This is a genomic window from Acinetobacter sp. CIP 102129 (assembly GCF_000368305.1).
GTDB lineage: Bacteria > Pseudomonadota > Gammaproteobacteria > Pseudomonadales > Moraxellaceae > Acinetobacter > Acinetobacter parvus.
Map to the genome: position 1 here is coordinate 948,273 of NZ_KB849341.1, position 25,322 is coordinate 973,594.

29 protein-coding genes and 1 pseudogene are annotated in these 25,322 nt (G+C 43.6%); 17 read left to right on the top strand and 13 right to left on the bottom strand.

The window, feature by feature from the left end; translation table 11 throughout:
* Positions 1-281: 281 nt before the first annotated feature.
* From F973_RS12550 to F973_RS12560, 3 genes are read right to left on the bottom strand one after another with little or no spacing between them, the layout of a single operon-like run.
* Positions 282-1,343, bottom strand: a complete 1,062-nt coding sequence (locus F973_RS12550; RefSeq protein WP_004674636.1) for a DUF6670 family protein — start codon at positions 1,341-1,343, stop codon at positions 282-284.
* 16 nt (positions 1,344-1,359) lie between these two features.
* Positions 1,360-2,193, bottom strand: a complete 834-nt coding sequence (pssA, locus tag F973_RS12555) for a CDP-diacylglycerol--serine O-phosphatidyltransferase (protein ID WP_004762135.1) — start codon at positions 2,191-2,193, stop codon at positions 1,360-1,362.
* A gap of 39 nt (positions 2,194-2,232) precedes the next feature.
* Complete coding sequence (locus tag F973_RS12560) at positions 2,233-3,090, bottom strand: 23S rRNA (adenine(2030)-N(6))-methyltransferase RlmJ (RefSeq protein ID WP_004674634.1); 858 nt, start codon at positions 3,088-3,090, stop codon at positions 2,233-2,235.
* A 118-nt stretch (positions 3,091-3,208) separates the two neighbouring features.
* On the opposite strand from F973_RS12560, the gene F973_RS12565 reads away from it, so the two are divergent.
* Positions 3,209-3,817 carry a 2OG-Fe(II) oxygenase gene (locus F973_RS12565; protein WP_004762137.1) on the top strand — a complete coding sequence of 203 codons (609 nt, stop codon included), beginning with the start codon at positions 3,209-3,211 and terminating at the stop codon, positions 3,815-3,817.
* A gap of 64 nt (positions 3,818-3,881) precedes the next feature.
* Complete coding sequence (locus tag F973_RS12570) at positions 3,882-4,409, top strand: hypothetical protein (RefSeq protein WP_004674632.1); 528 nt, start codon at positions 3,882-3,884, stop codon at positions 4,407-4,409.
* A 24-nt stretch (positions 4,410-4,433) separates the two neighbouring features.
* On the opposite strand, the gene F973_RS12575 is transcribed toward F973_RS12570, so the two are convergent.
* The 4 genes from F973_RS12575 to F973_RS12590 form a co-directional block, all read right to left on the bottom strand.
* A complete protein-coding gene (locus tag F973_RS12575; RefSeq protein WP_004762138.1) occupies positions 4,434-4,676 on the bottom strand; it encodes a DUF2789 family protein in 243 nt (80 codons plus the stop codon).
* 156 nt (positions 4,677-4,832) lie between these two features.
* Complete coding sequence (locus F973_RS12580) at positions 4,833-5,819, bottom strand: malate dehydrogenase (RefSeq protein WP_004674630.1); 987 nt, start codon at positions 5,817-5,819, stop codon at positions 4,833-4,835.
* Between the two features lie 168 nt (positions 5,820-5,987).
* Positions 5,988-6,626 (bottom strand): ribonuclease T2 family protein, encoded by a 639-nt coding sequence (locus F973_RS12585; RefSeq protein ID WP_004762139.1) that lies wholly within the window; start codon positions 6,624-6,626, stop codon positions 5,988-5,990.
* Between the two features lie 73 nt (positions 6,627-6,699).
* Positions 6,700-8,598 (bottom strand): lytic transglycosylase domain-containing protein, encoded by a 1,899-nt coding sequence (locus tag F973_RS12590; RefSeq protein WP_171062362.1) that lies wholly within the window; start codon positions 8,596-8,598, stop codon positions 6,700-6,702.
* 309 nt (positions 8,599-8,907) lie between these two features.
* Between F973_RS12590 and miaB the strand changes: the two genes are divergently transcribed.
* From miaB to F973_RS15515, 4 genes and pseudogenes are all read left to right on the top strand, one after another.
* Positions 8,908-10,359 (top strand): tRNA (N6-isopentenyl adenosine(37)-C2)-methylthiotransferase MiaB, encoded by a 1,452-nt coding sequence (gene miaB / locus F973_RS12595; RefSeq protein WP_004762142.1) that lies wholly within the window; start codon positions 8,908-8,910, stop codon positions 10,357-10,359.
* A gap of 39 nt (positions 10,360-10,398) precedes the next feature.
* Positions 10,399-11,475, top strand: a complete 1,077-nt coding sequence (locus F973_RS12600) for a PhoH family protein (protein WP_004680518.1) — start codon at positions 10,399-10,401, stop codon at positions 11,473-11,475.
* Positions 11,476-11,547: 72 nt separating this feature from the next.
* On the top strand, positions 11,548-12,033 hold the full coding sequence (gene ybeY / locus F973_RS12605) for an rRNA maturation RNase YbeY (RefSeq protein ID WP_004762144.1): 486 nt from the start codon (positions 11,548-11,550) through the stop codon (positions 12,031-12,033).
* A gap of 11 nt (positions 12,034-12,044) precedes the next feature.
* Positions 12,045-12,152, top strand: a pseudogene (locus tag F973_RS15515) (antibiotic biosynthesis monooxygenase); the annotation flags it as partial.
* 37 nt (positions 12,153-12,189) lie between these two features.
* On the opposite strand, the gene F973_RS12610 reads toward F973_RS15515, so the two are convergent.
* Positions 12,190-13,074, bottom strand: coding sequence for an energy transducer TonB (locus F973_RS12610; RefSeq protein WP_004762145.1), 885 nt, complete (start codon positions 13,072-13,074; stop codon positions 12,190-12,192).
* Positions 13,075-13,315: 241 nt separating this feature from the next.
* On the opposite strand from F973_RS12610, the gene F973_RS12615 reads away from it, so the two are divergent.
* The 8 genes from F973_RS12615 (at position 13,316) to msrA (ending at position 19,375) form a co-directional block, all read left to right on the top strand.
* Positions 13,316-13,993, top strand: coding sequence for a hypothetical protein (locus F973_RS12615; protein ID WP_004762146.1), 678 nt, complete (start codon positions 13,316-13,318; stop codon positions 13,991-13,993).
* Positions 13,994-14,188: 195 nt separating this feature from the next.
* The gene (locus F973_RS12620; RefSeq protein ID WP_004762148.1) at positions 14,189-14,905 is read left to right on the top strand and encodes a DUF3108 domain-containing protein; all 717 of its coding nucleotides are present in this window, start codon (positions 14,189-14,191) and stop codon (positions 14,903-14,905) included.
* Between the two features lie 144 nt (positions 14,906-15,049).
* Positions 15,050-15,625, top strand: a complete 576-nt coding sequence (locus tag F973_RS12625) for a xanthine phosphoribosyltransferase (protein ID WP_004756157.1) — start codon at positions 15,050-15,052, stop codon at positions 15,623-15,625.
* 183 nt (positions 15,626-15,808) lie between these two features.
* Positions 15,809-16,651, top strand: a complete 843-nt coding sequence (gene thyA / locus F973_RS12630; protein WP_004762150.1) for a thymidylate synthase — start codon at positions 15,809-15,811, stop codon at positions 16,649-16,651.
* Positions 16,652-16,674: 23 nt separating this feature from the next.
* The gene (locus tag F973_RS12635; protein WP_004762151.1) at positions 16,675-17,184 is read left to right on the top strand and encodes a dihydrofolate reductase; all 510 of its coding nucleotides are present in this window, start codon (positions 16,675-16,677) and stop codon (positions 17,182-17,184) included.
* A 20-nt stretch (positions 17,185-17,204) separates the two neighbouring features.
* A complete protein-coding gene (locus tag F973_RS12640; protein ID WP_004762153.1) occupies positions 17,205-18,260 on the top strand; it encodes an Lnb N-terminal periplasmic domain-containing protein in 1,056 nt (351 codons plus the stop codon).
* A 67-nt stretch (positions 18,261-18,327) separates the two neighbouring features.
* Positions 18,328-18,747 carry an META domain-containing protein gene (locus F973_RS12645; protein WP_228127463.1) on the top strand — a complete coding sequence of 140 codons (420 nt, stop codon included), beginning with the start codon at positions 18,328-18,330 and terminating at the stop codon, positions 18,745-18,747.
* Positions 18,748-18,850: 103 nt separating this feature from the next.
* Complete coding sequence (msrA, locus tag F973_RS12650) at positions 18,851-19,375, top strand: peptide-methionine (S)-S-oxide reductase MsrA (RefSeq protein WP_004762157.1); 525 nt, start codon at positions 18,851-18,853, stop codon at positions 19,373-19,375.
* A gap of 56 nt (positions 19,376-19,431) precedes the next feature.
* Here msrA and F973_RS12655 read toward each other — a convergent pair whose 3' ends face one another.
* The 5 genes from F973_RS12655 to F973_RS12675 all read right to left on the bottom strand — a co-directional run bounded on the left by F973_RS12655 (position 19,432) and on the right by F973_RS12675 (position 23,115).
* Entirely contained in the window at positions 19,432-19,836 is a 405-nt protein-coding gene (locus F973_RS12655; RefSeq protein ID WP_004680539.1) for an ExbD/TolR family protein, read from the bottom strand.
* Complete coding sequence (locus F973_RS12660) at positions 19,836-20,456, bottom strand: MotA/TolQ/ExbB proton channel family protein (protein WP_004762159.1); 621 nt, start codon at positions 20,454-20,456, stop codon at positions 19,836-19,838. The genes F973_RS12655 and F973_RS12660 overlap by 1 nt, the downstream gene beginning before the upstream one ends.
* A gap of 42 nt (positions 20,457-20,498) precedes the next feature.
* On the bottom strand, positions 20,499-21,251 hold the full coding sequence (locus F973_RS12665) for an energy transducer TonB (RefSeq protein WP_004762160.1): 753 nt from the start codon (positions 21,249-21,251) through the stop codon (positions 20,499-20,501).
* Positions 21,252-21,463: 212 nt separating this feature from the next.
* A complete protein-coding gene (gene purU, locus F973_RS12670; RefSeq protein ID WP_004762161.1) occupies positions 21,464-22,327 on the bottom strand; it encodes a formyltetrahydrofolate deformylase in 864 nt (287 codons plus the stop codon).
* Positions 22,328-22,413: 86 nt separating this feature from the next.
* A complete protein-coding gene (locus F973_RS12675) occupies positions 22,414-23,115 on the bottom strand; it encodes a TetR/AcrR family transcriptional regulator (protein ID WP_004674599.1) in 702 nt (233 codons plus the stop codon).
* A 120-nt stretch (positions 23,116-23,235) separates the two neighbouring features.
* On the opposite strand from F973_RS12675, the gene F973_RS12680 reads away from it, so the two are divergent.
* The 3 genes from F973_RS12680 (at position 23,236) to rpmG (ending at position 25,263) form a co-directional block, all read left to right on the top strand.
* Positions 23,236-24,690 (top strand): coniferyl aldehyde dehydrogenase, encoded by a 1,455-nt coding sequence (locus F973_RS12680; protein ID WP_004762164.1) that lies wholly within the window; start codon positions 23,236-23,238, stop codon positions 24,688-24,690.
* Between the two features lie 168 nt (positions 24,691-24,858).
* Positions 24,859-25,095, top strand: coding sequence for a 50S ribosomal protein L28 (gene rpmB / locus F973_RS12685; RefSeq protein WP_004649871.1), 237 nt, complete (start codon positions 24,859-24,861; stop codon positions 25,093-25,095).
* Positions 25,096-25,107: 12 nt separating this feature from the next.
* Positions 25,108-25,263: a 50S ribosomal protein L33 gene (gene rpmG, locus F973_RS12690; protein ID WP_003654787.1), complete on the top strand. Its 156-nt coding sequence runs from the start codon at positions 25,108-25,110 to the stop codon at positions 25,261-25,263.
* Positions 25,264-25,322 lie beyond the last annotated feature (59 nt).

Below are 25,322 nucleotides of genomic sequence, written 5' to 3' on the forward strand. Positions count from 1 at the left end.
TCAATCAATGATAATATATCGATCAATCAATCAGTAAAAATCCACACAAGTTGTTCTTCTATTCTCTTAATGATCTTCTCAATGATTCGTCATCATCAAGCTAGGTCGGCTATGTTACCCTAAATCTCTTTAAAGTCAACCATCAATTTCAACTTTATTTTAAACCACTTTAAATAATTGATTTAAAACAACTTTCAATCAACAGCACCGCCGATGGAGTCGCATTATAGATCATTCTAAATACCTTACAACCCCTTTCTTTAAATTATTGCAACAACTGCCTACTTCTTGCACAAATAGGGTTGAAAATGTGGAATTTGGTCCATTATTTGTTCAGTCTTACTTTTTTCCTGCCAATGCAAGGGACGACAGTCGATGTATTCACAATAGCCTGAACCCTCATAATTTTCATTTTTCCAGAACAATTGGTAGTTGAAGCTTCCCACATAACCCGCTGCCAAGCCAAATTTATAGTCCCCTCGGCTTTGTGCCTGTAGATGAAAAACAACCTCATCATTTTCCTGATACTGCCAAATAAACTCTCTGGGCAAATACATTTCCCGACCATTCGGTGTCTGGATTTTAGGATAGAGCCGTGTCACATCAAAAATGACCTGTTTCTCATAAAGTCGTGTTTCCTGTCCCGCAGACTGAATCTCAATTCTTGAAAAAACGATGTTGTTCCATTGGTTTCTTAGTTCTGAGAATACGATTTGTAAGTCTGGAGTCACCTGAATAATTTGATAAGTAAAAAAATTAAAGGCTATGAAAGGTAAATAAATTGCCCTGGCATGTTTTAAGATGCCCTGTGCCTCAATTTGGTATTTCTGTTTTTTGTAGGTGATTTCACCCTCACACTGGCATCTTGCATACCAATAGTCCGCTACACCCCATTGTAAAGCTGAATGATTTTCTATTTCCGCATGGGTATTTACCTTAAGCTGACAACTTAATTCTTCATCAATACGCTTAAAGTAATAATTGGGAAATTCTGCCTGAATATGGTCAACATCTAAAAATTGATAACGGTCCATTTCAAACTGACACTGTTCTTTGGCACTATAACTTTTGAGATGCCCTACAGTGGCAACACTACTACTGACCAAAACAGTTGCGGTATCAATAGCTGTGGTCGCAATTGCGCTGGCGTTATAACAGACAGGAATTCGTGGTTGCCCAATCAGGCTGATAAAGTTGAGATAATGAAACGGTTCAGGCAAGTTTGGCAAAATCAAGGCCTGATAGACAATCTTGAACAAGCCTTTTGGGGGATAAAACGTTAAAGCATCTGTCTTATTCAGGTTCAGAAGCTTTAATTGATTGTTATTCATCAATATTGGCATACTGAACCTCCATTTTTTAGGTTGTTATTTTTGAATCATTCTTTTTGGCAAATAAAGTGGTTACGAAGCCTGAAAGAATATAGAGAATAGATACAATCAGGATTCCTACTGGAATGTTGTACGTGATTGCGGCAAAAATCAAGACCACAGGCAGCATCACAACAAAAGGTACACGTTTGCGGTCCATTTGTTTAAATGAGTAGTACTTGATATTTGAAATCATCAATAGGCCAATACCAATCATAACCACACAGTTAACAACCTGAACCACGATATCCTTTAAGTCAAAAACGAATGGAAAATCCTGTTCAACCCAGACCATTGAGATCACCGTCACCGCTGCAAGCGGGCTGGCAATTCCAATAAAGTAACGCTTGTCTACCACGCCAATCTGCACATTGAAACGTGCTAAACGGAATGCGGCACAGGCCGTATAGATAAAGCAACATGCCAAACCAATACGGCCAAGGTCATGTAAACTCCAGCTATACATCAGAATTGCTGGCGCAACACCAAATGCCAATAGGTCAGACAGTGAATCATATTGTTCGCCAAATGCACTTTGTGCCCCGATTGCGCGTGCAACACGACCATCCAGACCATCCAGCAATGCCGCCAGAAAAATGGCATAAATCGCCTGGTTAAAGTTTCCATTCATGCTTGCGATGATGGAATAGAAACCCGAAAGAAGTGCAGCAGTGGTAATCAGGTTAGGCCATAGATAGATGCCACGGCGTTTTACTTTCTGTCCCTCATGCGTCTGCTCTTCTTCTTCCACTTCAAATGTGATGCCATCGAAAGAATGGTCTCTATTATCTAAATCAGAATCTGGTTTAAGAGAATTTGTCATTATTTTCAATTCCTCGAGAATATCTTGACGGTGGTGGGCTTATTCACCCACCAACCAACGCACCGCAGCGTGACCACCATTTTCACTCATGCGCAAATGTGGGAATAGCCATTGTAGAGCCTGGTCCGCATCTTCTGAGAACTTCCAGGGTGGGTTGATCACCAACAAACCACAGCCATTTAACCCGACTGGTGTGTCATCTGGCCATACACAGATTTCGCACACCAACTGACGGCGAATCCCCGTCTTGAACATTTTCTTTTCAAAACGTTCGATCATGGCACGGTCTTTAATTGGATACCAAACCGCAAATACGCCTGTAGGCCATTTTTTATAGGCAGTCTGCAACAGCTCAACCAGTTGTGGGAAATCTTTACGCTCGATCTCATAAGGTGGGTCGATCATGACCAAACCACGTTTTTCTTTAGGTGGAATAACACCCAACAAACCCTCATAAGCATCACGCTCATGCAAGCCCATACGTTTATCACGGATGTTGTGGCGTAATTGCTGGAATACATCACGCTGCATTTCAAACACAGTCGCTTTATCAATTTCACGCATCGCCTGCAAGGCAAACCACGGAGAACCAGGATAGCTGCCTTTGCCCTCTTCAGCACGCAGGCTTTCCACCAGTTTCAGGTATTCCTGAATGGCTTCAGGTGCCTGGCGTTTTTCCATTTCACCCAACTGTACCAGACGATGAATCCCTGTTAAGAACTCGCCAGATTTTTGCGCTGGCGCAAGTGATAGATCATACTTGCCCGCCCCGCCATGAGTATCAATATATCGATAAGGTTTATCTTTGGCATTTAAACGCGTGAGCAGTTGAAGCAAGAGTACATGCTTCATAACATCGGCAAAGTTACCCGCATGGAAATGGTGACGGTAATTCATGTTGACAATTATTCCTCAATTCAGAGGATAGTTTAACATGAAAATAGAGGCTATTCTTTAGCATTGATGTGATCACCTCAAATTGCCCTATAAACGATTAAGCGTGAACTGGAACTGTATGCAATCTTCTTCCCTCCCAAGCCACTGGAATCTGGACAAGATTCTGGATGATTTAAATGATGCTGGATTTGCCCTGATTGATGAGGTGTATCCAAATGAATATGTACAGGCTCTGGTAGATGAATGTAGTTTACATCTGGAACAGTTCAGGGCGGCAGGTGTACAGAATGGTGTGATGAGTCACATTCGTAGCGATCATATTTTATGGATTGATGGTCAACTTCCCATTGCGCAACAACATATCCAGACTCTGGAACATTTATCCAAAGTTTTGAATCAGGCTTTTTATCTGGGAATTAAAGAGGTGGAGGCGCATTTTGCCTGTTATCACGCAGGTGAGTTTTATACGCTGCATCGGGATAATCCACAACAGAAAAATGACCGCATGATTTCAACCGTATTCTATTTACATGAAGACTGGCAGGAAGATTGGGGTGGTCAATTACGTTTGCAGGATAAGAATGATCAGTGGCATATCATCCAGCCCCTACCCAATCGCCTTGCAATCTTTCAAAGTGATTTATTGCACGAAGTTCTATTATCGAAACAACAGCGTTTATCCATCACCGCATGGCTACGACGTGGAAACTCAATATGGAATGGTTAAATCCTTTAAATTACGAAAAACAGCCCGATATAACTCGGTATAACTGACGATTTTGGATCGATAAATGTCAAATGAAACCAAACAGGTGATTGCACGGATTGGTGAAACCGACCAACTTTATTTAAATGGTAATACCCCTGAACTGGCTTTGGAGCGGGCTGAATTGCGTTTGCAACTGGTCTTGCTGAGCCATGTCCGTCAGGAACAGTTGCATTTTTTGCAGGAAGCGATTGTTCTACTTGAACAGGCTCGCATTGAATATGAAGAAATGCCTTTAAGTCTATATTTAAATCTGTCTTTATGCCTTGCAAAGGCTTATATGATTTATTTTGAATTGACTAAGGAGCAACGGTTCGCCTTAATTACTCAGCAAATTCTTAAACCTTTGGCTTATACCGAAAGCTTAGAGATTTATTTCTTTCTGGCTTATGCCTCAGCAGCGAAAAAGGAACAGGCATTAACCCAACATTGGCTGAAAAAGTATGTCTCCTGTTTAGACCATGATCTGGAACTGTTACAGGTTCACCCTGCATTTAGCCTTGCCCGTGAGAAAGAATGGTTTAAAACCCTGATTCGAAATAAAGCTCACTAATGTGAGCTTTATTTTTATGTGTGCCTATTGAGTGCTATCTAAATGCAGTTGCTGGTTAAGCTCATCAATCACAATGGCCCAGTCGTCATCTTTATACCAATGGCTTTTTAGGAAATCACGCTGGCCAGCACTCCAGAATTCAGCCTCATGTAGTTTTTGATCAGCCCCAAGCTGATGGGTTTTTACAAAACTTTCAATTGAGGCATCATCCGCCTCAAGTCCCAGTTGTTCAAATAAAAGCTTAAGCGTTGGTTGTTGTTCAAACATTGTTATTCTCCACATCATTATCTAGATCAAAATAATCTACCAGCAAATACTGATTACATGGAGAGGTATGTCTATATTTTCTTGTTGTTTTTTGTTTTTTATCGCAACAAAAAAGCACTCTCCTGGAGAGTGCTTTCAATTTATCAAAAAGATAAATTATTTTAGCATGTCAGCAATTGCCGCACGTTCTTCTTCAAGTTCCTGAAGTGTCTTGTCCATACGTTCACGGCTGAACTCGTCAATTTCAAGGCCTTCAACACGGGTGTACTCGCCATTTTCACAAGTCACTGGTACACCGTACATTACGCCTTCAGGGATACCGTAAGAACCGTCAGATGGAATACCCATAGTTACCCATTTGCCATTTGTACCCAACGCCCAGTCACGCATATGGTCTATTGCAGCGTTGGCAGCTGAAGCAGCTGAAGACAAACCACGCGCTTCGATAATCGCAGCACCACGTTTACCAACAGTTGGAAGGAATACATCTTTATTCCATTCCGCATCGTTGATCTTGTCTTTCAAGCTTTCGCCATTTGCAGTTGCAAAACGGTAGTCAGCATACATTGTTGGAGAGTGGTTACCCCAAACTGTCAATTTCTCGATGTCAGCAACCGCAACACCCGCTTTCTGAGCGATCTGGGTCAACGCACGGTTGTGGTCAAGACGCAACATTGCGGTGAAGTTTTTCGCTGGAAGGTCTGGAGCAGATTTCATCGCGATATAAGCGTTGGTGTTTGCAGGGTTACCTACAACCAATACCTTAACGTTACGGCTGGCAACTTCGTTTAAAGCCTGACCTTGACCGATGAAGATTTCGCCATTTACTTTCAACAGGTCAGCACGTTCCATACCAGGGCCACGTGGACGAGAACCTACCAACAACGCATAGTCTGCATCTTTAAATGCAACCTTTGGATCATCAGTCCCGATCATGCCCGCCAATAATGGGAAAGCACAGTCATCAAGTTCCATCATTACACCTTTAAGCGCTTGTTGAGCTTTTTCAACAGGAACTTCAAGCAATTGCAGAATGACTGGTTGATCTTTACCTAACATTTCACCGCTTGCTATACGGAATAGTAAGCTATAACCAATTTGACCAGCAGCGCCTGTAACGGCAACACGAACGGGTTGCTTCATGTGATATTCTCCAGTGAGATGCGTTAGCACGATTGAATTTTCTTGTTCTTCAACCGAATTATCATAAACGGCAAAGATTGTACTCTAAAGCGAACATAGATGCATGTAAAAGAGAATGCATTTCAACAAAAGTCTGATAGAAAATACAAATTAAGCTAGAAAAAATGCCTAATAGCTGCCCTTGATGGTAAATTCGTTTGGACAGCCCGTGACAATATGGCTTGCACATTGTTTGTATTGCCCATTTTTCTGGTAACACACACGGATTTCCGTCAGGATGGAATCGAATCTGGAAGCCTGACAGCTAAAACGGATTCCGTTTGGTGGCAGGGATGGATTGAGCTTGGCAAATTGCTGACGCAGGTTTTCCTTTTGCACCTTAATGGTATTTGGACTGGTCAGGTCGGCAGGAATTTTCAGGCGCTCGGCAAAGTTGATCACCGTCCTGAAATACTGACTGGCATTCATAGGGACACAGCCGCCAACATTTTGCCAAAGTTGAACCCGTGCGTTTTCATCAGGCATAACCCGTGCGACAACTCTTGCCTGCAATGGGCTTAGTTTTGCTGAAGTCTTGGTTTCACAGTTTTTATTGACAGGCACTTCTGGCAGCAGACTAGAGATGGTTAGTGAATAACCCTCCAGACATTTTCGCTGTTTCTGCTTCGATGTATCCAATGCACAAGCCGCAGGCGTCATTTGTATATGCATGACATAACCCACCAGATCGTTATTATCTGCTGCATATAATGGCGCACTGAATGATAGAACCAAGTAGCAGAACAGGCTCTGCAAGGTTAACAACATTGATCGCTTGAATATTTTTTTCAATTTCATCAAATACAAAAACTTCATTGTTTCAAATTAAACATCTCGTGTTCTAGGGTTCATTGCGCACAGGAATGATACTCATGCGTTTCTGCAAGGATTGCGCACCCTGCCCTAGTACCACGCCATAATGTGTTGCATTGGTCATGACATGCTTGACGTAATCACGTGTTTCCAATAATGGAATGCTTTCTGTGTACTGGTCTGCCGCCATGCTCTGGAAATCTGGCTGCCAGCGTCTTGCCCGATTTGGACCAGCGTTATAACCTGCTGTTGCCAGTACCGCATTGCCACTGAGCTGGCTTTGAATCATGGACAAGTAATAGGTGCCATAGCGAATATTGGTATTCATTTCGCTCAGTGCGGCTGGGTTATAGGTTTCCCCCATTTGGCGGGCAACCAACTTGGCCGTGTTTGGCATGATCTGCATCAGGCCACCCGCTCCAACATTGGAACGTGCTGTTGTTACAAATCGGCTTTCCTGACGCATTAAACCATACGCCCAGGCAGGATCAATACCAGCATTGTAACTATGGCTGGTGACATTGCTACGGTGCGGTGTTGCAAAACGGTAGGTGTCGTTATGCTTGTTGATGGTACGGTCAGCCGCATAGATTGCCCGATCATACCAACCCATGTCATGTGCACGTTTTGCCGCGGCCAGCAACATTCCATCATCCTGCTGCAAGTAGGCCTGACGAACCGCCCAGTTCCATTCCCTGTTGGTGTAGTTTGCTGGCGCATTCACATCCCGAAGTGCAAATGCACGTCTAAAATGGATGTTTTGATTTAAACGCTGTATATCCTGTGAACTCGGCTGCTCATCATAGGGTTGATGGTTATAACGCTCGCCCAAACGATCCTTGGCAAGCAAGTTATGATAGTCATCACCACTTTGCGCCAGTTTGCGATAAATCTGCTGCGCCGCCTGTTTTGATGCCGCATTTGAACGTTGCTCAGAGGCACGCGCCAACCAATATTGCCAACGATCTTCCTGTTTCTGGGTGACTGACATCGCATCAATCGCACGAATCAAGCTTTCCCATGCACCGAAACGAATCGCCTGACGCGCGTAAATTTCGGCTTCCTCTGGGCTCAGCGGATAGCCATAACTTTGGTCGTAGGCATTGAGCACTTCACGATTAAAACCATTTTTCATCACTGTGGTGCCACCCACATATCCAATGGTACGGTACAAATATTTTTGTACAGGCGGTGGCGTATCCTGAGCCGCGCGCTGGATATTTGCCAGGGCATTGCTTAAATCACTGTCAGCCACACGCCCCAGAGCAAAAATCAGATAGGCATAATCCGCATCATTGGTTTTTGGCGCACTCCATAAATACCCCAATGGGTTTTCCTGAATCTGATTCAACTGGGCAAGTGAAAGATTCAGCCCCATAGTTTGTGCGGTTGCAATAGCCTGCCCCGACTGCCCTGCGCGCAACTGTCCCCACAAGCGTTGCTGACGGTCCTGAGCAGTCATAAGCGGGCTGGAAAGCATCATTCGCCCCAATCCCGTGCATGAGTCAGGCTGGGCATTGGTGGCTAACCAGACATCTTTATATTCCGCATAAACCAGACTGTCGCCTGTCTGTGCCCTGACCTGCGCAACCGCGCAACTTTCGGCCTGGTCTGGATTGGTCACATAGCTTAAAACGGGTTTTGCTTCGCTAAAATTCGCTTGTTTGACTTTTTCTTCTACATAATCCGCCGCTAGCTTCTCAGCCATTGCAGATTTTGGGTAGCGTTGGGCAAAGCTGAGAATTGAGGACGCAGGCTGAAAACCGAGATTGGTGTTGAGTTTCCAATATTCTGGATAATAGCCCAATACATCATTCTGCATCGCAGCTTGATATTGATCCAGCAAGGCGGTGTTGCTGCTATTGGCCGCACGCAGGGCATCGTTAAACTGTTCATCCAGCGCATAGACAGAAGAGCACACAATCATTCCACCAACCGCCACAATACGGTGGAAGTTTTTCTTGTTATTCAGTTTATTGGTCACGGTTGTTATAAAATCATGTTGCTTATTCATCTTCATCAATACATTTGCCCAGTTTTGCCCTGCCCTCATAGTGTAATAAGTCTGGCTTCCCACTATTGTTGTGTTATGTAACTTGCTGATTCATATTCATTAAGATTCACGTAATTTCACCCACAATGTGTCCATTTTTTTCAGTTTTTTATTCTCTGCGCACATCGAAAAATACTGCTATAATCCGCGGTTTGTTTAAATCCACCTTGTTTAGGAGCCTGCATGACGGTTCAAACATTCATTCCAAGTGCTGTAAAAGCTGCCTCAGAAAACACTGTTACCCAGCCAATGCACACCGCTGATGTTTCAATAAAGAAGCTGTATATTGAAACTCAAGGGTGTCAGATGAATGAGTATGACAGTCATCGTATGGCAGATTTGCTGGGTGATTCACATGGCTATGTGCTCACCGACAATCCAAATGAGGCAGATATTCTGCTCATGAACACCTGCTCGATCCGTGAAAAAGCGCAGGAGAAAGTGTTTAGCGGTTTAGGCCGCTGGCGTAAGCTAAAAGAACAGAATCCTGATCTGGTGATTGGTGTGGGTGGCTGTGTTGCCTCTCAGGAAGGTGACAATATCCAGAAACGTGCGCCCTATGTGGACATGGTGTTTGGCCCGCAAACCCTGCACCGTTTGCCACAAATGCTTGATCAGCATCAGGCACAGGTGGAAAAGCCGAAGAAAGAAAAAATCAAACTGGTTGATATTTCTTTCCCTGACATTGAAAAGTTCGACTTCCTGCCTGAACCACGTGTTGAGGGATTTAAAGCCTTTGTCTCGATTATGGAAGGCTGTTCAAAATACTGTTCATTCTGTGTAGTGCCGTATACTCGTGGGGAAGAGGTTTCTCGCCCACTGGATGATGTGTTGGCAGAAATTGCAGGGCTGGCTGAAAAAGGCGTGCGTGAGATCAGCTTGCTTGGTCAAAACGTAAATGGCTATCGTGGTGAAACCTTTGATGGTGAAATTTGCACTTTCCCTGAACTGCTGCGTTTAGTGGCTGAAATTCCAGGCATTGGTCGTTTGCGTTATACCACCTCCCACCCGCTTGAATTTTCAGATGACCTGATTCAATGCTACCGTGACCTGCCACAGATGGTGTCGCATCTGCACTTGCCTGTGCAAAGTGGTTCCAACGATGTGTTACAGGCAATGAAACGTAACCACACCATTGATGTCTACATCGATAAGATCGCGAAATTGCGTAAGGTCCGCCCAGATATGCATTTATCCAGCGACTTTATTATTGGTTTCCCAGGTGAAACCGATGCACACTTTGCTGAGACCCTACAGTTTATTAAGGACTTGGATTTCGACCATTCCTATAGTTTTGTTTATTCAAAACGTCCTGGCACACCTGCGTCAGACCTGCCAGATGATACGCCTGAACAGGTGAAAAAAGACCGTTTGGCTCAGGTTCAGCAATTGATTAAGCAATCAAGTATTGATAAGACCGATGCCATGCTGGGTAAAATTGAACGTGTCCTGATTGAAAAGGTGTCTGACAAGGACCCGAATGTTTTAATTGGTACAGCGGACAATACTCGTCTTGTGACCTTTATCGGTGACGCCGCGTGGATTGGACGTTTCGCGGAGATTGAGATCACTGAAATTAAAACTTTAAATTTAGTTTATGGTGAACTCTTGAATCTTGAACCTGACGTGGCGTAATGTAAGGGTATTCCTACACGTGAGCTAAAAGGGTTTCTCTTGACTTCAGCGATTAAACGTACTGTAACGTTCCCTGAAATTTCCATGGAACATTTAAAACGAATGCTCGGTGCATACAACGGGCATTTAAAGCAAATCGAACAACGTTTAGATGTCAAAATTACTCACCGAGGCGATGCCTTTTATCTAGACGGTGATATCGAAACAATCGAAAGGGCCGAGGCACTGTTGCAACGGCTCTATCAAGAATCAGAAATTTCTTCACAAATCAGTGCCGATGTCCTGCATTTGATGATTCAGGGTTCACAGACCGACCGTGAACTGATGGATGATTCAGATCAGGAACATACAGGACTGGATAGCGTTTGGTTGCAGACCCGCAAAGGACGAATCAATCCGCGTGGTGCCAACCAGAAACGCTATGTGCAGCGTATTTTACAAAGTGACATTTCATTCGGAATTGGCCCTGCGGGTACTGGTAAAACCTATCTCGCCGTTGCTGCCGCAGTGGACATGCTGGAACGCAATGAAATCCAGAGAATCTTATTGGTCCGTCCTGCGGTTGAAGCGGGTGAAAAGCTAGGTTTCCTGCCAGGTGACCTCACCCAGAAAATTGACCCTTATTTACGCCCACTTTACGATGCCCTCTATGAAATGCTGGGCTTTGAAAAAGTGGCCAAACTGATTGAGCGTCAGGTAATTGAGGTTGCTCCGCTTGCCTATATGCGTGGACGAACCCTGAATCATTCTTTCGTCATTTTAGATGAGGCACAAAATACCACACCTGAACAGATGAAGATGTTCCTGACCCGTTTAGGTTTTGGTTCGCGTGCCGTGATTACAGGTGACGTGACTCAGGTGGACTTACCTCGTGGACAGCAGTCTGGTTTGGCTCATGCCTTACGGGTGCTTGAAAATGTCCATGAAATTCATATTACCCGTTTCCATTCCCGTGATGTGGTGCGTCATCAACTGGTACAAAAAATTGTTGAGGCTTACGAGGGCTGGGACAGCGAACAGCAACGCCTGTCTGCTGAAGCCCGTGCCGAACGCAAAGCTCGACAAGAAGCATTGATTGCAGAAAATGATTCTGCGGCAGATGCGCAACACATTTAAAAATCCCCCTCACTCCCCCTTTTATTGCAATACTTTAATCGCATCTCAGGGGGACGCTTTTAAGGATCTATTTTGAAAATCAATTTAAGTCTTCAACAAGACTTTCAAGCGAATGAATTACCACTAAAACGTGGTCAAATTAAAAAGCAGATTGAAACCACACTGCGTCATGTCGGTTTCAATACAGACTGTGAAATAGGTATTGCCTGTGTTGATCTGGCAGAAAGCCACGAGCTAAATTTGCAATATCGCGAGAAAGACAAACCCACCAATGTACTGTCCTTTCCAAGTGACATTCCAGAAGAAGTGCTTAGCTTACTGGATGCAGAACCTTTGGGTGACTTGGTGATTTGTATTCCCGTGGTTTTACAAGAAGCCACAGAACAGCAAAAAACACCAACTGATCATTTCACGCATTTATTGGTTCACGGCATCCTGCATTTGCTTGGCTATGACCATGAAACCACTGAAGCTGATGCTGAAGAAATGGAAGCGTTGGAAATTGAGATTCTTAAAAAGCTTGGTGTTGCAAATCCATATCAGGCAGATGAAATCTAGAATAACCTCCCATGTATATCGTTATTTTTAAAGCCACTGTCAAAGAACTGGATTCAACCTACTCAGCAATGGCACAAAAGCTGAGGAATAAGGCATTGAGTCAATTTAAAGGAATAAGGCATTACGTTTTATTCAATATGCTGTTCGCCCATATAATCAATGCACTTCAAATTCAGCATCGACAGGATCAAAACGCCAGGTACGCACAATTCGTAACTCAGAAATATCTTTCATATTGGCATCAAAAGCTCCAAATGGTGCACCACGGCGTACAGAGGCTTTTGCTGCCTCATCCAGAATTGCATGTCCAGAGCTTTCAATGAGGCGAATGGCGCGGATACCCCCCTGCGCATTCAGGATGACCATTAGACGCACTTCACCCGACAGGCGCTGTTGTTTTGCTTCATCTGGATAGTAACGGTTGCCATACAACTCAACTTTCTGACGGAACTTATCCAGATAAGCCGCCGAAGCATCCTGCTTTGCCTGAATGCCATCAACCGTTTTAATACGCTGTTTACGGCTAAAGTTTTGCTGGCGTTTCAGATACTGGGCCTCAAGGCTTGCCACCATTGCAGCTTTCGCCTGAAACTGGCTTTGTAATTCATCCAGTGCCTTTTTCCGCTCACTCTGTTCAGCCTGTTTCTGCCAGCTAAGTACGGTCATCAAGACTTTTTCTTCGAATTTTAATTCCCGTTTTTGTTGAACCTTTTCCAGGCTTTCCAGTTCTGACTCACCTGTGGTTGCATCGGCCTGCATTGGTGAGGGTATGTCACTCGACATCAAGTGTGCCTCGCGGAATTCACCTGAACCCTTTTGGTCAGCCTGTGCCAAAAAGTCGGCATCTTTCACCTGCTCCTTGCTGGGATGAACCGTGACCGCAATTTCCTTGGTTGAGGTATCGGCGGGTGATGGCATCGCAAACTGAATGGTCAAGACAACACCATGCAACAGCATCGCCAAAGCCACTGCTGCAATAAAGACTGGATCTTGCCACCAATAAGGAGACAGTTCAGAACGAAAATTTATTTTCTTCAACATGCGATTCAAGCGACAAAAATGCCTCATCCCCAACGGTGGTTAACGTATAAAAACCTAACCGATATTCAAAATTTTACAAAAACGTGATCCACTTATAGCTACAGTGTTTCCATACCATCATTTTATGAAAATGTAGCAATTAATTTTGCTACACTGCAAGTTAGAAATTTATTTTTATTTTTAGTTATTACAAAGATTGTGGCATTGCATTAAAAACAATTCACTTTCTGGAACAACTTTTATGCAAACGCTAATTTCATCCGTTGTTAAACGTCTACGTAAAGTTTACCAAAAAGCCGAAGAATTCATCGAAGAAGAAAGAGAGTTTTCATTGTCGCAAGTGTTTGTCAATGCGACAATGGAACGTTATGTCACAGAAAATGTCAGTATTATGCAAGACCTGCACGCTGACCTCTATGATGGCTGGCTACGCCTCTATACCACTCTGGACGTTAAGGGCTTACACACAACTTTATCTGTCGACTTAAAATTGATTCAGATGGAAATGAATCAAGATGTACAGTTAATGGTGTTTGAACAGATTAGCAATACTCAGGTCATTGAAGCACGTTTCAAGAACATCTTGCAGAAATGGGGATTTTATATTGCGATTTGGTATTATCAAAAATTTCGTGATGAAGATCCTCTAGGCAAAATTTTAGAGCATTTTAAAGTCGTTAGTGTCGAAGATGATTTACTTTATCTTGATTTAAACCAATGGTTTAAAAATAAGCCAAGTATTATCGAAACACTGAGCAAGGTGCATGTGAACCGTGCCAGAGTACGCCCCGCCGAATTGATTGTCTGGGGCAATGTCAATCTGGCCGCAATCCTGTATCCATCCAACGAAGATCACCTTGATGATGGGCTGGACGAGACTGAAGTTACCCCTATCCAACAGAAAGATAGCAGAAGGTAAGGAAATCGCATACATAGGGCATGTTATAAAATCTTTCACGCCTCAAAAATACACATCTTCATGTTTTATACGAAAAATTAACAAGCGCTTAGTAAAAAACCTGATCTTTTCTTCATAATCTACAGGCATAATAAGCATAAATCGTAATGATAAATGAGTGTTCTACTTTGCGACTCACTCAAAGGAAACCATGTTATGACAAAGAAATTATCGAAAGTTCTTGGTTTTACGACAGTAACCTCAGCTGCAATCCTATGTGCAGGCTTATCGAGTCATGCATTGGCAATGGCCCCTTTTCAGGCGAGCTATCAGTTCAGCTACAACAACAAGAATCTCGGTTCTGCGACACGTACCCTTTCGCAACAAGGCAAAAACTGGACCTATGTATTCAATGCAAAGGCAGGTGGTATTGCATCCGCAACTGAAACCAGCCAGTTTAGTTTTGTGGACAATAAAATCATCTCACAAAAATTTAGCCGCAGCAGTAAAGTCCTGATCCACAACAACACCATGAGCATCAACTTTAATCCAGCCAGCAAGGTGATCAACACCAAAAAGGATGACAAAACCCGTTCATTTGCCTGGCAGGCAGGGGCACTGGATGAGTTGAACGCCGAACTCCAGTTGCGTGAAGACCTAAAGAATGGCAACACACTCCAGCCGCGCTACTTGATTGCTGATGACAAGGCTGTGGATGAACGTCGTTTTGTGAAACAGGGCAACGAAACCGTCAAGACCAATTATGGTACTTTTAACACAATTAAGGTGGTACTCCAGCATGACAAGCCTGAACGCAATACCGTTTTCTGGCTGGCACCAAAGCTCGACTATCTGCCAGTAAAAGTGACCCATAATGATGGCAAATCATCCTATGGCCTTTTATTGACAGGCTATTCAGGGAAAACCAACTAATTTTTAAAACAATATGCGGCTTCGGGTTCAGTGTGTAAATAGGGTTGAAAACTACATCAACCCGATAATTTTGGCTTGCAATTTTTGGGATGCTTTTTAAAATATGCCTTTGCTTGAAAAAGCATCCGTTTAGAGGATTCTCCCGTGTACGCTTTAGAACAGAAAATCTTAAATGAAGGTATCGTTCTATCTGACCAAGTTTTGAAAGTTGACGCTTTCTTGAACCACCAAATCGACCCTGTACTGATGCAGTTGATTGGTAAGGAATTTGCCGCTCGTTTTAAGGATGCGGGAATTACCAAAATCATCACCATTGAAGCATCGGGGATTGCGCCAGCCATCATGGCGGGTCTAGAACTTGGTGTTCCTGTGATTTTTGCGCGTAAATACCAGTCCTTAACACTTAAGGATGATCTTTACCGCTCTAAAGTGTTCTCATTCACTAAGCAAACTGAAAGCACTATTGCCATTTCAAACAAGCATCTCAGTTCAACAGACAAGGCGCTGGTGATTGATGACTTTCTGGCAAATGGTCAGGCTGCACTGGGCCTCATCGACCTCATTCATCAAGCCAATGCGGAAGTTGTGGGTGTCGGGATTGTGATTGAAAAGTCATTCCAGCCAGGCCGCGAGGTCCTGCTTGAGAAAGGCTACCGTGTTGAGTCGCTGGCGCGCGTAAAATCTTTGGCGGATGGTAAAGTTAGCTTTATCACAGAATAAGCCTGACTGCTGACGAAAGGGCGCCTTGAGCGCTCTTTTTTTATATTGGAAAATGAAAAAATACTACACATCGCAAGTGTCATGCTGGGCGCAATCAGGGTATCATGACAACAATTTTGCTGTTCCATATTCATTGGTTTCAATCCCTATCCTGATTAACCACAGAATGTTTTAGAGAAAGTTATGCGTACATATTTAGACCTTTTACAACATATCCTAGACAATGGCGGTGACAAGGGTGACCGCACTGGAACGGGTACACGTTCAGTATTTGGTCATCAGATGCGCTTTGACCTTTCCAAAGGTTTCCCACTTTTAACCACAAAGAAAGTTCACTTTCGTTCCATTGTGATTGAGCTACTTTGGTTCCTAAAAGGTGATACCAATGTTCAATATCTCCAGGACAATAAAGTCACCATTTGGGATGAATGGGCAACTGCGGAACAAACCGCCCGCTTTGGTCGTCCAGAGGGTGAGCTTGGTCCAGTCTATGGCCACCAGTGGCGCAATTTCGGCGCAACACAAAATGAAGATGGCAGCTACCAGCAAAATGGTTTTGACCAAATCAAATGGCTGGTTAATGAAATCAAGACCAATCCCAATTCACGCCGTTTGATTGTGTCAGGCTGGAATCCAAACGAGGCTGGGAAAGTGGCTTTGCCGCCCTGTCATACCCTGTTCCAGTTTTTTGTTCAGGATAACAAACTGTCATGCCAGCTTTACCAGCGTAGCGCGGATGTATTTCTAGGTGTGCCATTTAATATTGCCAGCTATGCCCTGCTTACACATATGATTGCGCAGGTATGCGGTTTAGAGGTAGGTGACTTTGTCTGGACAGGCGGTGATACGCATTTATATGCCAACCATTTTGAGCAGGCCCAGTTACAGCTTACGCGTGAACCCTTACCGTTGTGCCAGTTAAAGCTTAACCCAGACATCAAGGATATTTTCGATTTTAAATTTGAAGATATTGAAATTATGGATTATGAATCACATCCTGCGATCAAGGCACCTGTGGCAGTTTAAAATCAGATGAGGGAGACGATCAAATGGCATGGCAAGGTATAGAAGTTGTTCACGTGGTGGCAATGGATAAAAACAACTGCATCGGCAAGGGCAATGCTCTACCCTGGCATATTTCTACTGACCTCAAGCATTTCAAGGCCATCACCCAGGGCGGTGTGGTGATCATGGGCCGTAAAACCCTGGAATCAATGGGACGTGCCCTGCCAAACCGTGTGAACTGGGTGATTACCCGTGATCCGTCATGGCAGTATGAGGGTGTCAAGGTGGCGCACAGCATCGAAGAGGCACTTGATGGTGCACTTACAGACGTACAACAAGCTGAAAAGTCATCCTTATTTATTATAGGTGGAGGAGAGATCTTCAACCAAACACTTGCGATTGCCGATCGCCTTGAACTGACCCATGTGGATCTGGATGTTCGGGGAGACGCACATTATCCAGAACTCTCTGAGGATTTTTATAAAGTAAACTCAGAACATCATACTGATGAAAAAACCAATATAGCGTTCGAGTTTGCAAGCTACCAAAAATAAAAAATGGATTGCGGATGCTTATGCATAACATTGGATCACGAGAGTTCTTTATTGCTCTAGGGATTGGTTTCCTACACAGCCTTTTTGCCCTGTTCGTGATCATCTCCAGTATCTGGTTATGCCTTGCTTTATGGATTCAACAACCTCTTGGAACGCTGCTTAGCCGTGTGGTCATTGTCATCTGGGGCTTATTCGCCCTGAGCCTGATTGGCTTTTATGTCAGTGGGCATTTATTTAGCCGCCGTACCGACATCATTATCTACTCTCTGGTGTTTGCCTGTTCACTTGGCTGGTATTTTTCCCAGGATGCAAAACAGGACCGAGACTGGGATCCTGAAGTTGCCGAACAGTTGAGTTATGAAAAACACGGTGACCTTGTAACCTTGCATAAGGTCCGCAATTTTGACTGGCATAAAGATGGCAACTACGATATTCGCTGGGAAGACCGTCACATAGACCTGAATAAAATTACGGGCGTGAATGTGATTACCTCCTACTGGATGGGGCCACAAATTGCCCATACATTGGTCAGCTTTGATTTCTCTGATCAAAAGCCCCTGGTTTTTTCCATTGAAATTCGCAAAGAAAAGGGTGAAGAGTTTTCAGCCATTGGCGGTTTTTTCCGTAAATATGAACTTAGCCTAGTTGCCTCTGACGAAAAAGACATTGTGTATACCCGAAGCAATATCCGCCATGAACAAGTCTATTTATTTCCCATTAAAATGCCTGCCACTGAACGCAAGGCCCTCTTCATCGAGTATCTCGACAAGGCTGATGAGTTGCAGGCTGTGGCGAAATGGTACAACACGCTGACCAGTAACTGCACTACGCTGGTATTTGATATGATACAGGCGATTAATCCACAACGACTGCCTAAAGATTACCGTTTATTGGCATCAGGCTATCTACCCAATTACCTCTATGATCTTAAGGCACTGGATCAAAATTACAGCATGAAAGAATGGTATCAGATGGCCCATATCAATACTCGTACCGCAGATTTTGGGCAGCGGTCAGACCAAAGCAGTGAGGCATTTTCCAGGTTGATTCGAACAGGTTTACCAAAGAGTGAATAATTAAGTATAAATTCACGTGAATATTTACCAAAAACTACGTTCATCCTACGAAAAGACATATAAAACCGTGAATCATTTCATATTATATTTTGATGTAATATATTCAGCAAAACAAACAATTACCCTATTTGAACGTCCGTGGATTGGCACAGAAATCAACGGCAAATTCCTAGAGGTCGACAGTCCCAACCGCCCTGCTATTTATTTTGATGCAAAAAACAAGCGTTTTGCAGGTGCAGATGGTTGTAACAAAATACAGGATAGCTTTGACAGCAATAATCAACACTTAAAGCTGGGTCAAATAGCGTCAACATTAATGGCCTGTCATGGTGCCCAGGATACTATTTCTCGTGAATACAATGATGCACTGGCACAAACCAATCGCTATGAGGTGAAAGGACATGAGCTGAAGTTTCTAGATAAATCAGGTCAAACTTTAGTGAAGTTTGTGACGGTTATTCAGCCGCTTCCTTTCAAGAACCGATAATGTCTTGAGTTAAAAGTAAAAGCCCATTTCAAATACGGGCTTTTACTTTTTAGGCACTTCGTTTACTTTAATAGCATTCTGAAAGATTAGAAAAGGGAAATATATGCAGCAGGCACTGTTTGGTGGTGGATGTTTTTGGTGTGTAGAGGCTGTGTTTTTACAGCTTAAAGGTATAGAAAAAGTGGTGAGTGGCTATGCGGGCGGTATTGTCCACAACCCAAATTATGAGCAGGTCTGTCAGGGCAATACACAGCATGCCGAGGTGGTCCTGATTGATTTTGATGAACAGCAGATCAGCTATTCACAACTCCTGAACGTGTTTTTTACCACCCACGACCCCACTACATTGAATCGTCAGGGCAATGATATTGGCACACAATACCGTTCCGTCATTTACTATTTCAATGATGAACAGAAACAGCAGGCTGAACAGGTCATTCAGGGTCTGGAAGATGAAAACCTCAACATTGTCACCGAGTTAAGTCCAGCACCTACATTCTATCCTGCGGAAGAGTATCACCAGAATTTCTATGCCCGTAACCCATCACAGGGTTATTGCAACTTTAGCATTCCACCCAAGCTTTCCAAGCTACGCTCGAGGTTTGCGGACTTGCTCAAAACCGAATAGCCAAAAAAAAAGCAACTCATCATAGAGTTGCTTTTTTTATCCAGCCCACTACAAGATCAGTTTTCACTGGCAAATGCGATATCTGTCAAACCTGCCTCACTGGCACGGGACATCACCTGAGCAACTGTATCATATTTTGATTCTTTATCCGCCCTTAACACAATGGTAGGCTGAACAGACTGCTTCGCCTGATCCTGAAAGCGTTGCTCAAGCTCATCCAGACTTACCACTTCCGCATTCCAGGCCACTTCACCTTGCTGGTTCACGTTAATCGTGATCGGTTTCTGTGGCGGTGGCTGTATCTCAGCCGTTGTTTTTGGCAAGGTTAAGGGAATGGAGGGGTTGGCAACCGTTGCTGTGACCAAGAAGATAATCATCAATACCAGCATAATGTCGATCAGAGGAATGAGGTTCATCTCATTCATGCCACTATCGTGGTCTTCACCCAATTGAAAACCCATTAAGCCTGACCTCCAACTAAGCTTTGTTGAGTCGCTTTAGTTTCTGTTTTTATAGGTGTTTCTTGCTGCAACATCGTATCGATTAACAGGCTATGCGCTTGATCTTGTAAATCATGTGCCAAGCCACGATTGAAACGTACACAAATGTTGTAAGCCAACACCGCTGGAATTGCCACTGCAAGACCCAAACCCGTCATAATCAAGGCTTCGCCTACAGGTGTTGCAACCTGAGCCAAACCAACTTGACCGCTATTACCTACGGCAACCAACGCATGAAAAATACCCCATACCGTCCCGAACAAGCCCACAAACGGTGCAAGGGAAGCAATTGTTCCAAGCACAGATACACCTTTTTCTGCTTGTGATTTTTCCGCAGAGATCTGGCGAAGCAATGCCTGCTCCGCAACCGCCTTGCGCTGTTCAAAGGTTAAAGGCTGTAGTTTAGATTTCAAGGTTGCCAGAGCCTGAGCAAGCTGGGCATAGGCCTGTTGCTTCAACTGGCGTGTTCCCAATAAGCGTAGAATGAAAATAGTCCATGTCGCAATCGACATTGCTAATAGGATGAAATACAGTGTTTTACTTACTGCATCTGCATGTTGCCAATAAACTGAAAAGTTCATATACGAACTCCTGATTTTATCTGTCGCGAGGACTCAAATTGGTTAAGGACTAAGATCAAACGGTTGTTCTGCGCGAATTGGGTACGCAACACCATTTTCCATATAGGGTTTAAATTTCGCACTTTTAACGGCACGTAAAATCTTTTCATCCAGACCTGGCAAACCACTACTACGCGTAATACGGGCATTGGTAATTTTACCTTTCCCATCTGCTTCGATGAGTACCATTGCCGAACGCGGCTGGTTTTCCAGATCTTTTGCGGACACTGACAGTTTTGGTGAACGGCTCCACTGCACGCCTGAACCACCAATTGAAACACGTTTTGGCGATGGATCGGCTGGCGGCGCTGCGGCTTTAGGCACTTCAACAACAGGCTGAGTTTTCTCAATCACTTTTTCTGTGACAGTCGTGCTCACCACAACCGACTCAACCTTTGGCTCAACTTTTTCAACCACAGGTTTCGGTGCCTCGGCTTTTTTAACCTGCTGAATTTTTTCTATTTTTTTAGGTGGTGGTAATGCCTTTTCAACCACCTTGACCTGTTTCACTTCTTTTTTAGGTTCTGGTGGTTTGGGCTTTTCTTTAGGCTTCGGTGGCTCAGGCTTAGGTGGTTCCTGAATCTTGACAAATTTTACCCTGATTGGATCTTTTTCAACTGGTTTAAGTTCCATCGTTTTCATGTGGTTCACCGCCCACAGAACTCCCACATGACCCATCACGACCACCACGAGGGCGGCAAGGATTTTTTTCTTCATCGGATGAGATGTATTCAATAGTGCAGGAGATTGACTCATGAGAATCTAGTTACCTAATAGATGGTGACGCTTTAAAAATAAAAAACGATTTCACTCATCGGATAGAACAATGAAAGTGCCGTAATAATAAATGAGAAGTGTTTTCATTTTCAACTATTTTTTCTTGTCGAATCATTATCCATTGAAAAATAGACATAAAAAAACATGCCCTGAAGCATGTTCTTTTTACATAATGCATACACAATAACAGATTAGAACACTACGGTTTTATTGCCATCGACAATGATGCGGTCTTCCAGATGCCATTTGACTGCACGTGCCAATACATTACGCTCTACATCCTCGCCCAACTCGCGCAATTGCTCAACATTGTAGTCATGGCTGACACGTTCAACATCCTGCTCAATGATTGGCCCCTGATCAAGATCGGCAGTGACATAATGCGCTGTGGCACCAATCAGCTTCACACCTTTCTCATAGGCCTGTTTGTACGGGTTTGCACCAACGAAAGCAGGCAGGAATGAATGGTGAATGTTGATGATCTTCATTTCCCACTTGGCAACAAAGTCTTCGCTCAGGATTTGCATATAACGCGCCAGAACCAATAGGTCATTGCCTTGCATCATCTCATTGATCTGGGCGTAGGCTTCCACCTTGTTGTCCTTGTTGACAGGCACAACATGGAACGGAATGCCAAAATTCTCAACCGCTTCGCGTAAGTCTGGATGGTTGGAAACCACCTGGGTGATTTCACAAGGCAACGAACCACGTGCATGGCGCCATAACAGCTCCAGCAAGGCATGGTCCACCTTGGAAACCAGAATCCCGACTTTCTTCAATTCACCCACGAAAGTCAGTTTCCATTGCATTTCATAGCGATCTGCAACATTGGCCGCAAAGGTTTGCATCAGGGCTTCTTTACGGGACTGTAAATGATCCAGCTCAAACTCAACACGCATAAAGTAACGTCCGCCTTGAGCTTCTGTTGCGTACTGATCAAGTGCGGTAATGTTTGCTCCCTGATGATACAAAAAGCTCGATACAGCTTGCACGATCCCTGGCTTGTCTTCGCAAGTAATCAGTAGTCGTGCCGTATGGGCAGTGGTCGTGTTCATGTGGTTAATATCACTTATTGGAATCAAAATTAAAAATCAAGCCGAGCATTCTAGCTCTTTTTTGCTTATGACTAAATAGGTGAAGCCTACTCATCGTCGTCATTTTTAAGGTTGGAGAGGCTGGCAAACAATTCTGATGGACCGAGTGAGCGCAGTAACTGCTCGTAGGTCTGACGGCTTTCCCCCATTAAATATGGACCTTCCAGGAAAACCATTTGACGCAGTGCCTGCCAGACCCACTTTTCCTCCAGACGGTTGTTGTCACTGATATGGCCCGACATATACAAAAAGTTGGTCCAGTTGGTCAGCACAATCCAAAGGTTGATGATCAATGCCTCAATTTCCGAGTCCGTCATTTTCATCAGGCCAGCATCCACGAATGCACGGTAAATTTTCTGGCCCTGCTGCATCACCTGTCCAGCAAAGCGAGGATAAACTTTTCGGAAGTCTTCATTGTTTTCAACAAGATGATAGACATCACGATGAATAAAACGATAGGCCCACAACTGGTTGCTCAACACCTGAAAATACCTGATTTTGTCATTGGCATTTAAAGGTCGATCTGTTGGTAATGCCAACATTTCCAAAGTTTCAGCCTGATATTGCTGTGCTAATTCCTTAATAATTTCCTGCTTGTTTCTAAAATGATAATACAGGTTGCCTGGGCTGATCCCCAGTTCAGCCGCAATGTGGTTGGTTGTGACCAAACGCTCGCCACGCTCATTAAACAGTTGCAAACTGATTTGCAAAATTCGATCTTTGGTTTTGTTCGGTTTAGCATGCGACATTGATTTTAACCATCTATAACATTATCAATAGGTTATAAAACAAACCTATAAAGCGACTTGACACTTTAGAGTATTTACTCTAAAAATTAAAAAATAATAAGCTTTTTTTGGTCTACTCCTATGAACAGTCAAACAAAAACAACCGCGATGACACCTTGTGTCGATGTGCAACGGTTACATGATTTGCTTGAGCAGCAGCAAGCAGCCTACCAACGCCATCCTGTACCAAGCGCCAAAGAACGTATTGAACGCTTAGCCCGACTTAAAAACATCTTGGTAAAATATCAAGATCAATTTGCGAACGCAATCAGTCAGGATTATGGCAACCGTGCCATTATGGAAACCAAGATTGGTGAAGTTCTTACCTGTTTAGAACATATCAAGTACTATAGCAAGAACCTGACTGAATGGATGCAGCCCTCTAAGCGCCACATCAGCATGTTACACCAACCTGCAAAAGGCTGGGTACAGTATCAGCCATTAGGTGTGATCGGCATTATTGCACCGTGGAACTATCCACTGCTGCTTTCAGTTGGCCCACTGATCTGTGCATTGGCTGCGGGTAACCATGCCATGATCAAGATTTCAAGTGCATCATCAAACTTCGGTTATGTGCTTGAAAATGCCCTTTCTGAAGCATTCCCTCAGGAACTTGTGAGTGTTATCAATGGTGGTGGCGCGATTTCAGATGCCTTTAGTCATTTAGCATTTGATAAATTAATTTTCACAGGTTCAACGTCTGTCGGCAAAACCGTGATGGCTGCCGCTTCACAGAACCTTGTTCCTGTAATTCTGGAACTAGGTGGAAAATCGCCTGCTCTTGTACATTCGGCAATGAATATTCGTGATGTGGCACAACGTATTGCGGTAGGTAAACTTTGGAATGCAGGTCAAACTTGCGTTGCACCTGATTACATATTCCTACCTAAAGGCAAAACGGCAGAATTCACCAAACACTATCAGGATTTTGTGAACACCATGTACCCAACACTGCGTGACAACAAGGACTATACCTCTATTGTCAATGACAAACAATACAATCGTCTTCAAGGCTATTTAGAAGATGCACGTGATCAAGGTGCGACGATCATCGAGTTAAACAGCAAGAAAGAATCTTTAACTGAAGTTCGTAAAATTGCACCAACGTTACTCACAGGTGTAACCACAGAAATGGAAATTATGAAAAATGAGATCTTTGGTCCAATTCTTCCTATTCTAGAATATGAACATATTGAAGATGCACTTCAATTTATCAATAGTCGACCACGTCCATTGGCGTTCTATTATTTTGATATTGATATGGCTCGTGCTGATTATGTTGCAGGACGCACCCATTCTGGACATTTTGGTATTAACCAAACCCTCACTCATGTAGCGCAAGATGATCTACCATTTGGTGGTATAGGTGCATCGGGTATGGGTAAATACCACGGCAAGGAAGGTTTTTTCAGCTTCTCACATGAACGCTCAGTGATGTCTAATCCAGTCAGTCCAAAACTGTACAGCCTCAAATTTATTTTGCCGCCGTACAATAAAGCAGCACACAAACTGCTTTTGAAAACCCTATTTCGTTAAGCTGATCAAGGCATGATCTATTACACGAGATCATGCCGTGTTTTTACCAAATTCGCTTGTCTTTTAATCGTATTTTTGGTATAAAACGCCCCTTGAATGATTTCATCCGTTTACTTGAATGGCTAGTTGCACGAAACCGTGCTGTATGAACTAGCAATGGAGTTCACCATGTCTAAGGTTTGCCAAGTTACCGGCAAGCGTCCAATCGTTGGTAACAACGTATCGCACGCAAACAACAAAACCAAACGCCGGTTCGAGCCGAACCTGCACCACCACCGCTTTTGGTTAGAAAGCGAAAAACGTTTTGTACGTCTTCGCTTAACCACTAAAGGTATGCGTATTATTGATAAATTGGGTATCGAGAAAGTTGTTGCTGATCTCCGTGCTCAAGGTCAAAAGATCTAAGGAGTCTGAGCAATGCGTGATAAGATTCGTCTCGTTTCTACAGCTGGTACTGGTTATTTCTATACCACAACTAAAAATAAACGTACTATGCCGGAAAAGATGGAAATCAAAAAATTTGATCCAAAAATCCGTCAACACGTAATCTTCAAAGAAGCTAAAATTAAATAATTTTAGTTTTCTTAAAAAACGGCTTCTTTTGAAGCCGTTTTTTATTGCCTAAAAAATGC

Coding starts and splice junctions, on each gene's coding strand:
- F973_RS12550 (WP_004674636.1), bottom strand. CDS start 1,343: ATGCCAATATTGATGAATAACAATCAATTAAAGCTTCTGAACCTGAAT.
- pssA (WP_004762135.1), bottom strand. CDS start 2,193: ATGACAAATTCTCTTAAACCAGATTCTGATTTAGATAATAGAGACCAT.
- F973_RS12560 (WP_004674634.1), bottom strand. CDS start 3,090: ATGAATTACCGTCACCATTTCCATGCGGGTAACTTTGCCGATGTTATG.
- F973_RS12565 (WP_004762137.1), top strand. CDS start 3,209: ATGCAATCTTCTTCCCTCCCAAGCCACTGGAATCTGGACAAGATTCTG.
- F973_RS12570 (WP_004674632.1), top strand. CDS start 3,882: ATGTCAAATGAAACCAAACAGGTGATTGCACGGATTGGTGAAACCGAC.
- F973_RS12575 (WP_004762138.1), bottom strand. CDS start 4,676: ATGTTTGAACAACAACCAACGCTTAAGCTTTTATTTGAACAACTGGGA.
- F973_RS12580 (WP_004674630.1), bottom strand. CDS start 5,819: ATGAAGCAACCCGTTCGTGTTGCCGTTACAGGCGCTGCTGGTCAAATT.
- F973_RS12585 (WP_004762139.1), bottom strand. CDS start 6,626: ATGTTGTTAACCTTGCAGAGCCTGTTCTGCTACTTGGTTCTATCATTC.
- F973_RS12590 (WP_171062362.1), bottom strand. CDS start 8,598: ATGATTGTGTGCTCTTCTGTCTATGCGCTGGATGAACAGTTTAACGAT.
- miaB (WP_004762142.1), top strand. CDS start 8,908: ATGACGGTTCAAACATTCATTCCAAGTGCTGTAAAAGCTGCCTCAGAA.
- F973_RS12610 (WP_004762145.1), bottom strand. CDS start 13,074: ATGTTGAAGAAAATAAATTTTCGTTCTGAACTGTCTCCTTATTGGTGG.
- F973_RS12615 (WP_004762146.1), top strand. CDS start 13,316: ATGCAAACGCTAATTTCATCCGTTGTTAAACGTCTACGTAAAGTTTAC.
- F973_RS12620 (WP_004762148.1), top strand. CDS start 14,189: ATGACAAAGAAATTATCGAAAGTTCTTGGTTTTACGACAGTAACCTCA.
- thyA (WP_004762150.1), top strand. CDS start 15,809: ATGCGTACATATTTAGACCTTTTACAACATATCCTAGACAATGGCGGT.
- F973_RS12635 (WP_004762151.1), top strand. CDS start 16,675: ATGGCATGGCAAGGTATAGAAGTTGTTCACGTGGTGGCAATGGATAAA.
- F973_RS12640 (WP_004762153.1), top strand. CDS start 17,205: ATGCATAACATTGGATCACGAGAGTTCTTTATTGCTCTAGGGATTGGT.
- msrA (WP_004762157.1), top strand. CDS start 18,851: ATGCAGCAGGCACTGTTTGGTGGTGGATGTTTTTGGTGTGTAGAGGCT.
- F973_RS12655 (WP_004680539.1), bottom strand. CDS start 19,836: ATGGGTTTTCAATTGGGTGAAGACCACGATAGTGGCATGAATGAGATG.
- F973_RS12660 (WP_004762159.1), bottom strand. CDS start 20,456: ATGAACTTTTCAGTTTATTGGCAACATGCAGATGCAGTAAGTAAAACA.
- F973_RS12665 (WP_004762160.1), bottom strand. CDS start 21,251: ATGAGTCAATCTCCTGCACTATTGAATACATCTCATCCGATGAAGAAA.
- purU (WP_004762161.1), bottom strand. CDS start 22,327: ATGAACACGACCACTGCCCATACGGCACGACTACTGATTACTTGCGAA.
- F973_RS12675 (WP_004674599.1), bottom strand. CDS start 23,115: ATGTCGCATGCTAAACCGAACAAAACCAAAGATCGAATTTTGCAAATC.
- F973_RS12680 (WP_004762164.1), top strand. CDS start 23,236: ATGAACAGTCAAACAAAAACAACCGCGATGACACCTTGTGTCGATGTG.
- rpmB (WP_004649871.1), top strand. CDS start 24,859: ATGTCTAAGGTTTGCCAAGTTACCGGCAAGCGTCCAATCGTTGGTAAC.
- rpmG (WP_003654787.1), top strand. CDS start 25,108: ATGCGTGATAAGATTCGTCTCGTTTCTACAGCTGGTACTGGTTATTTC.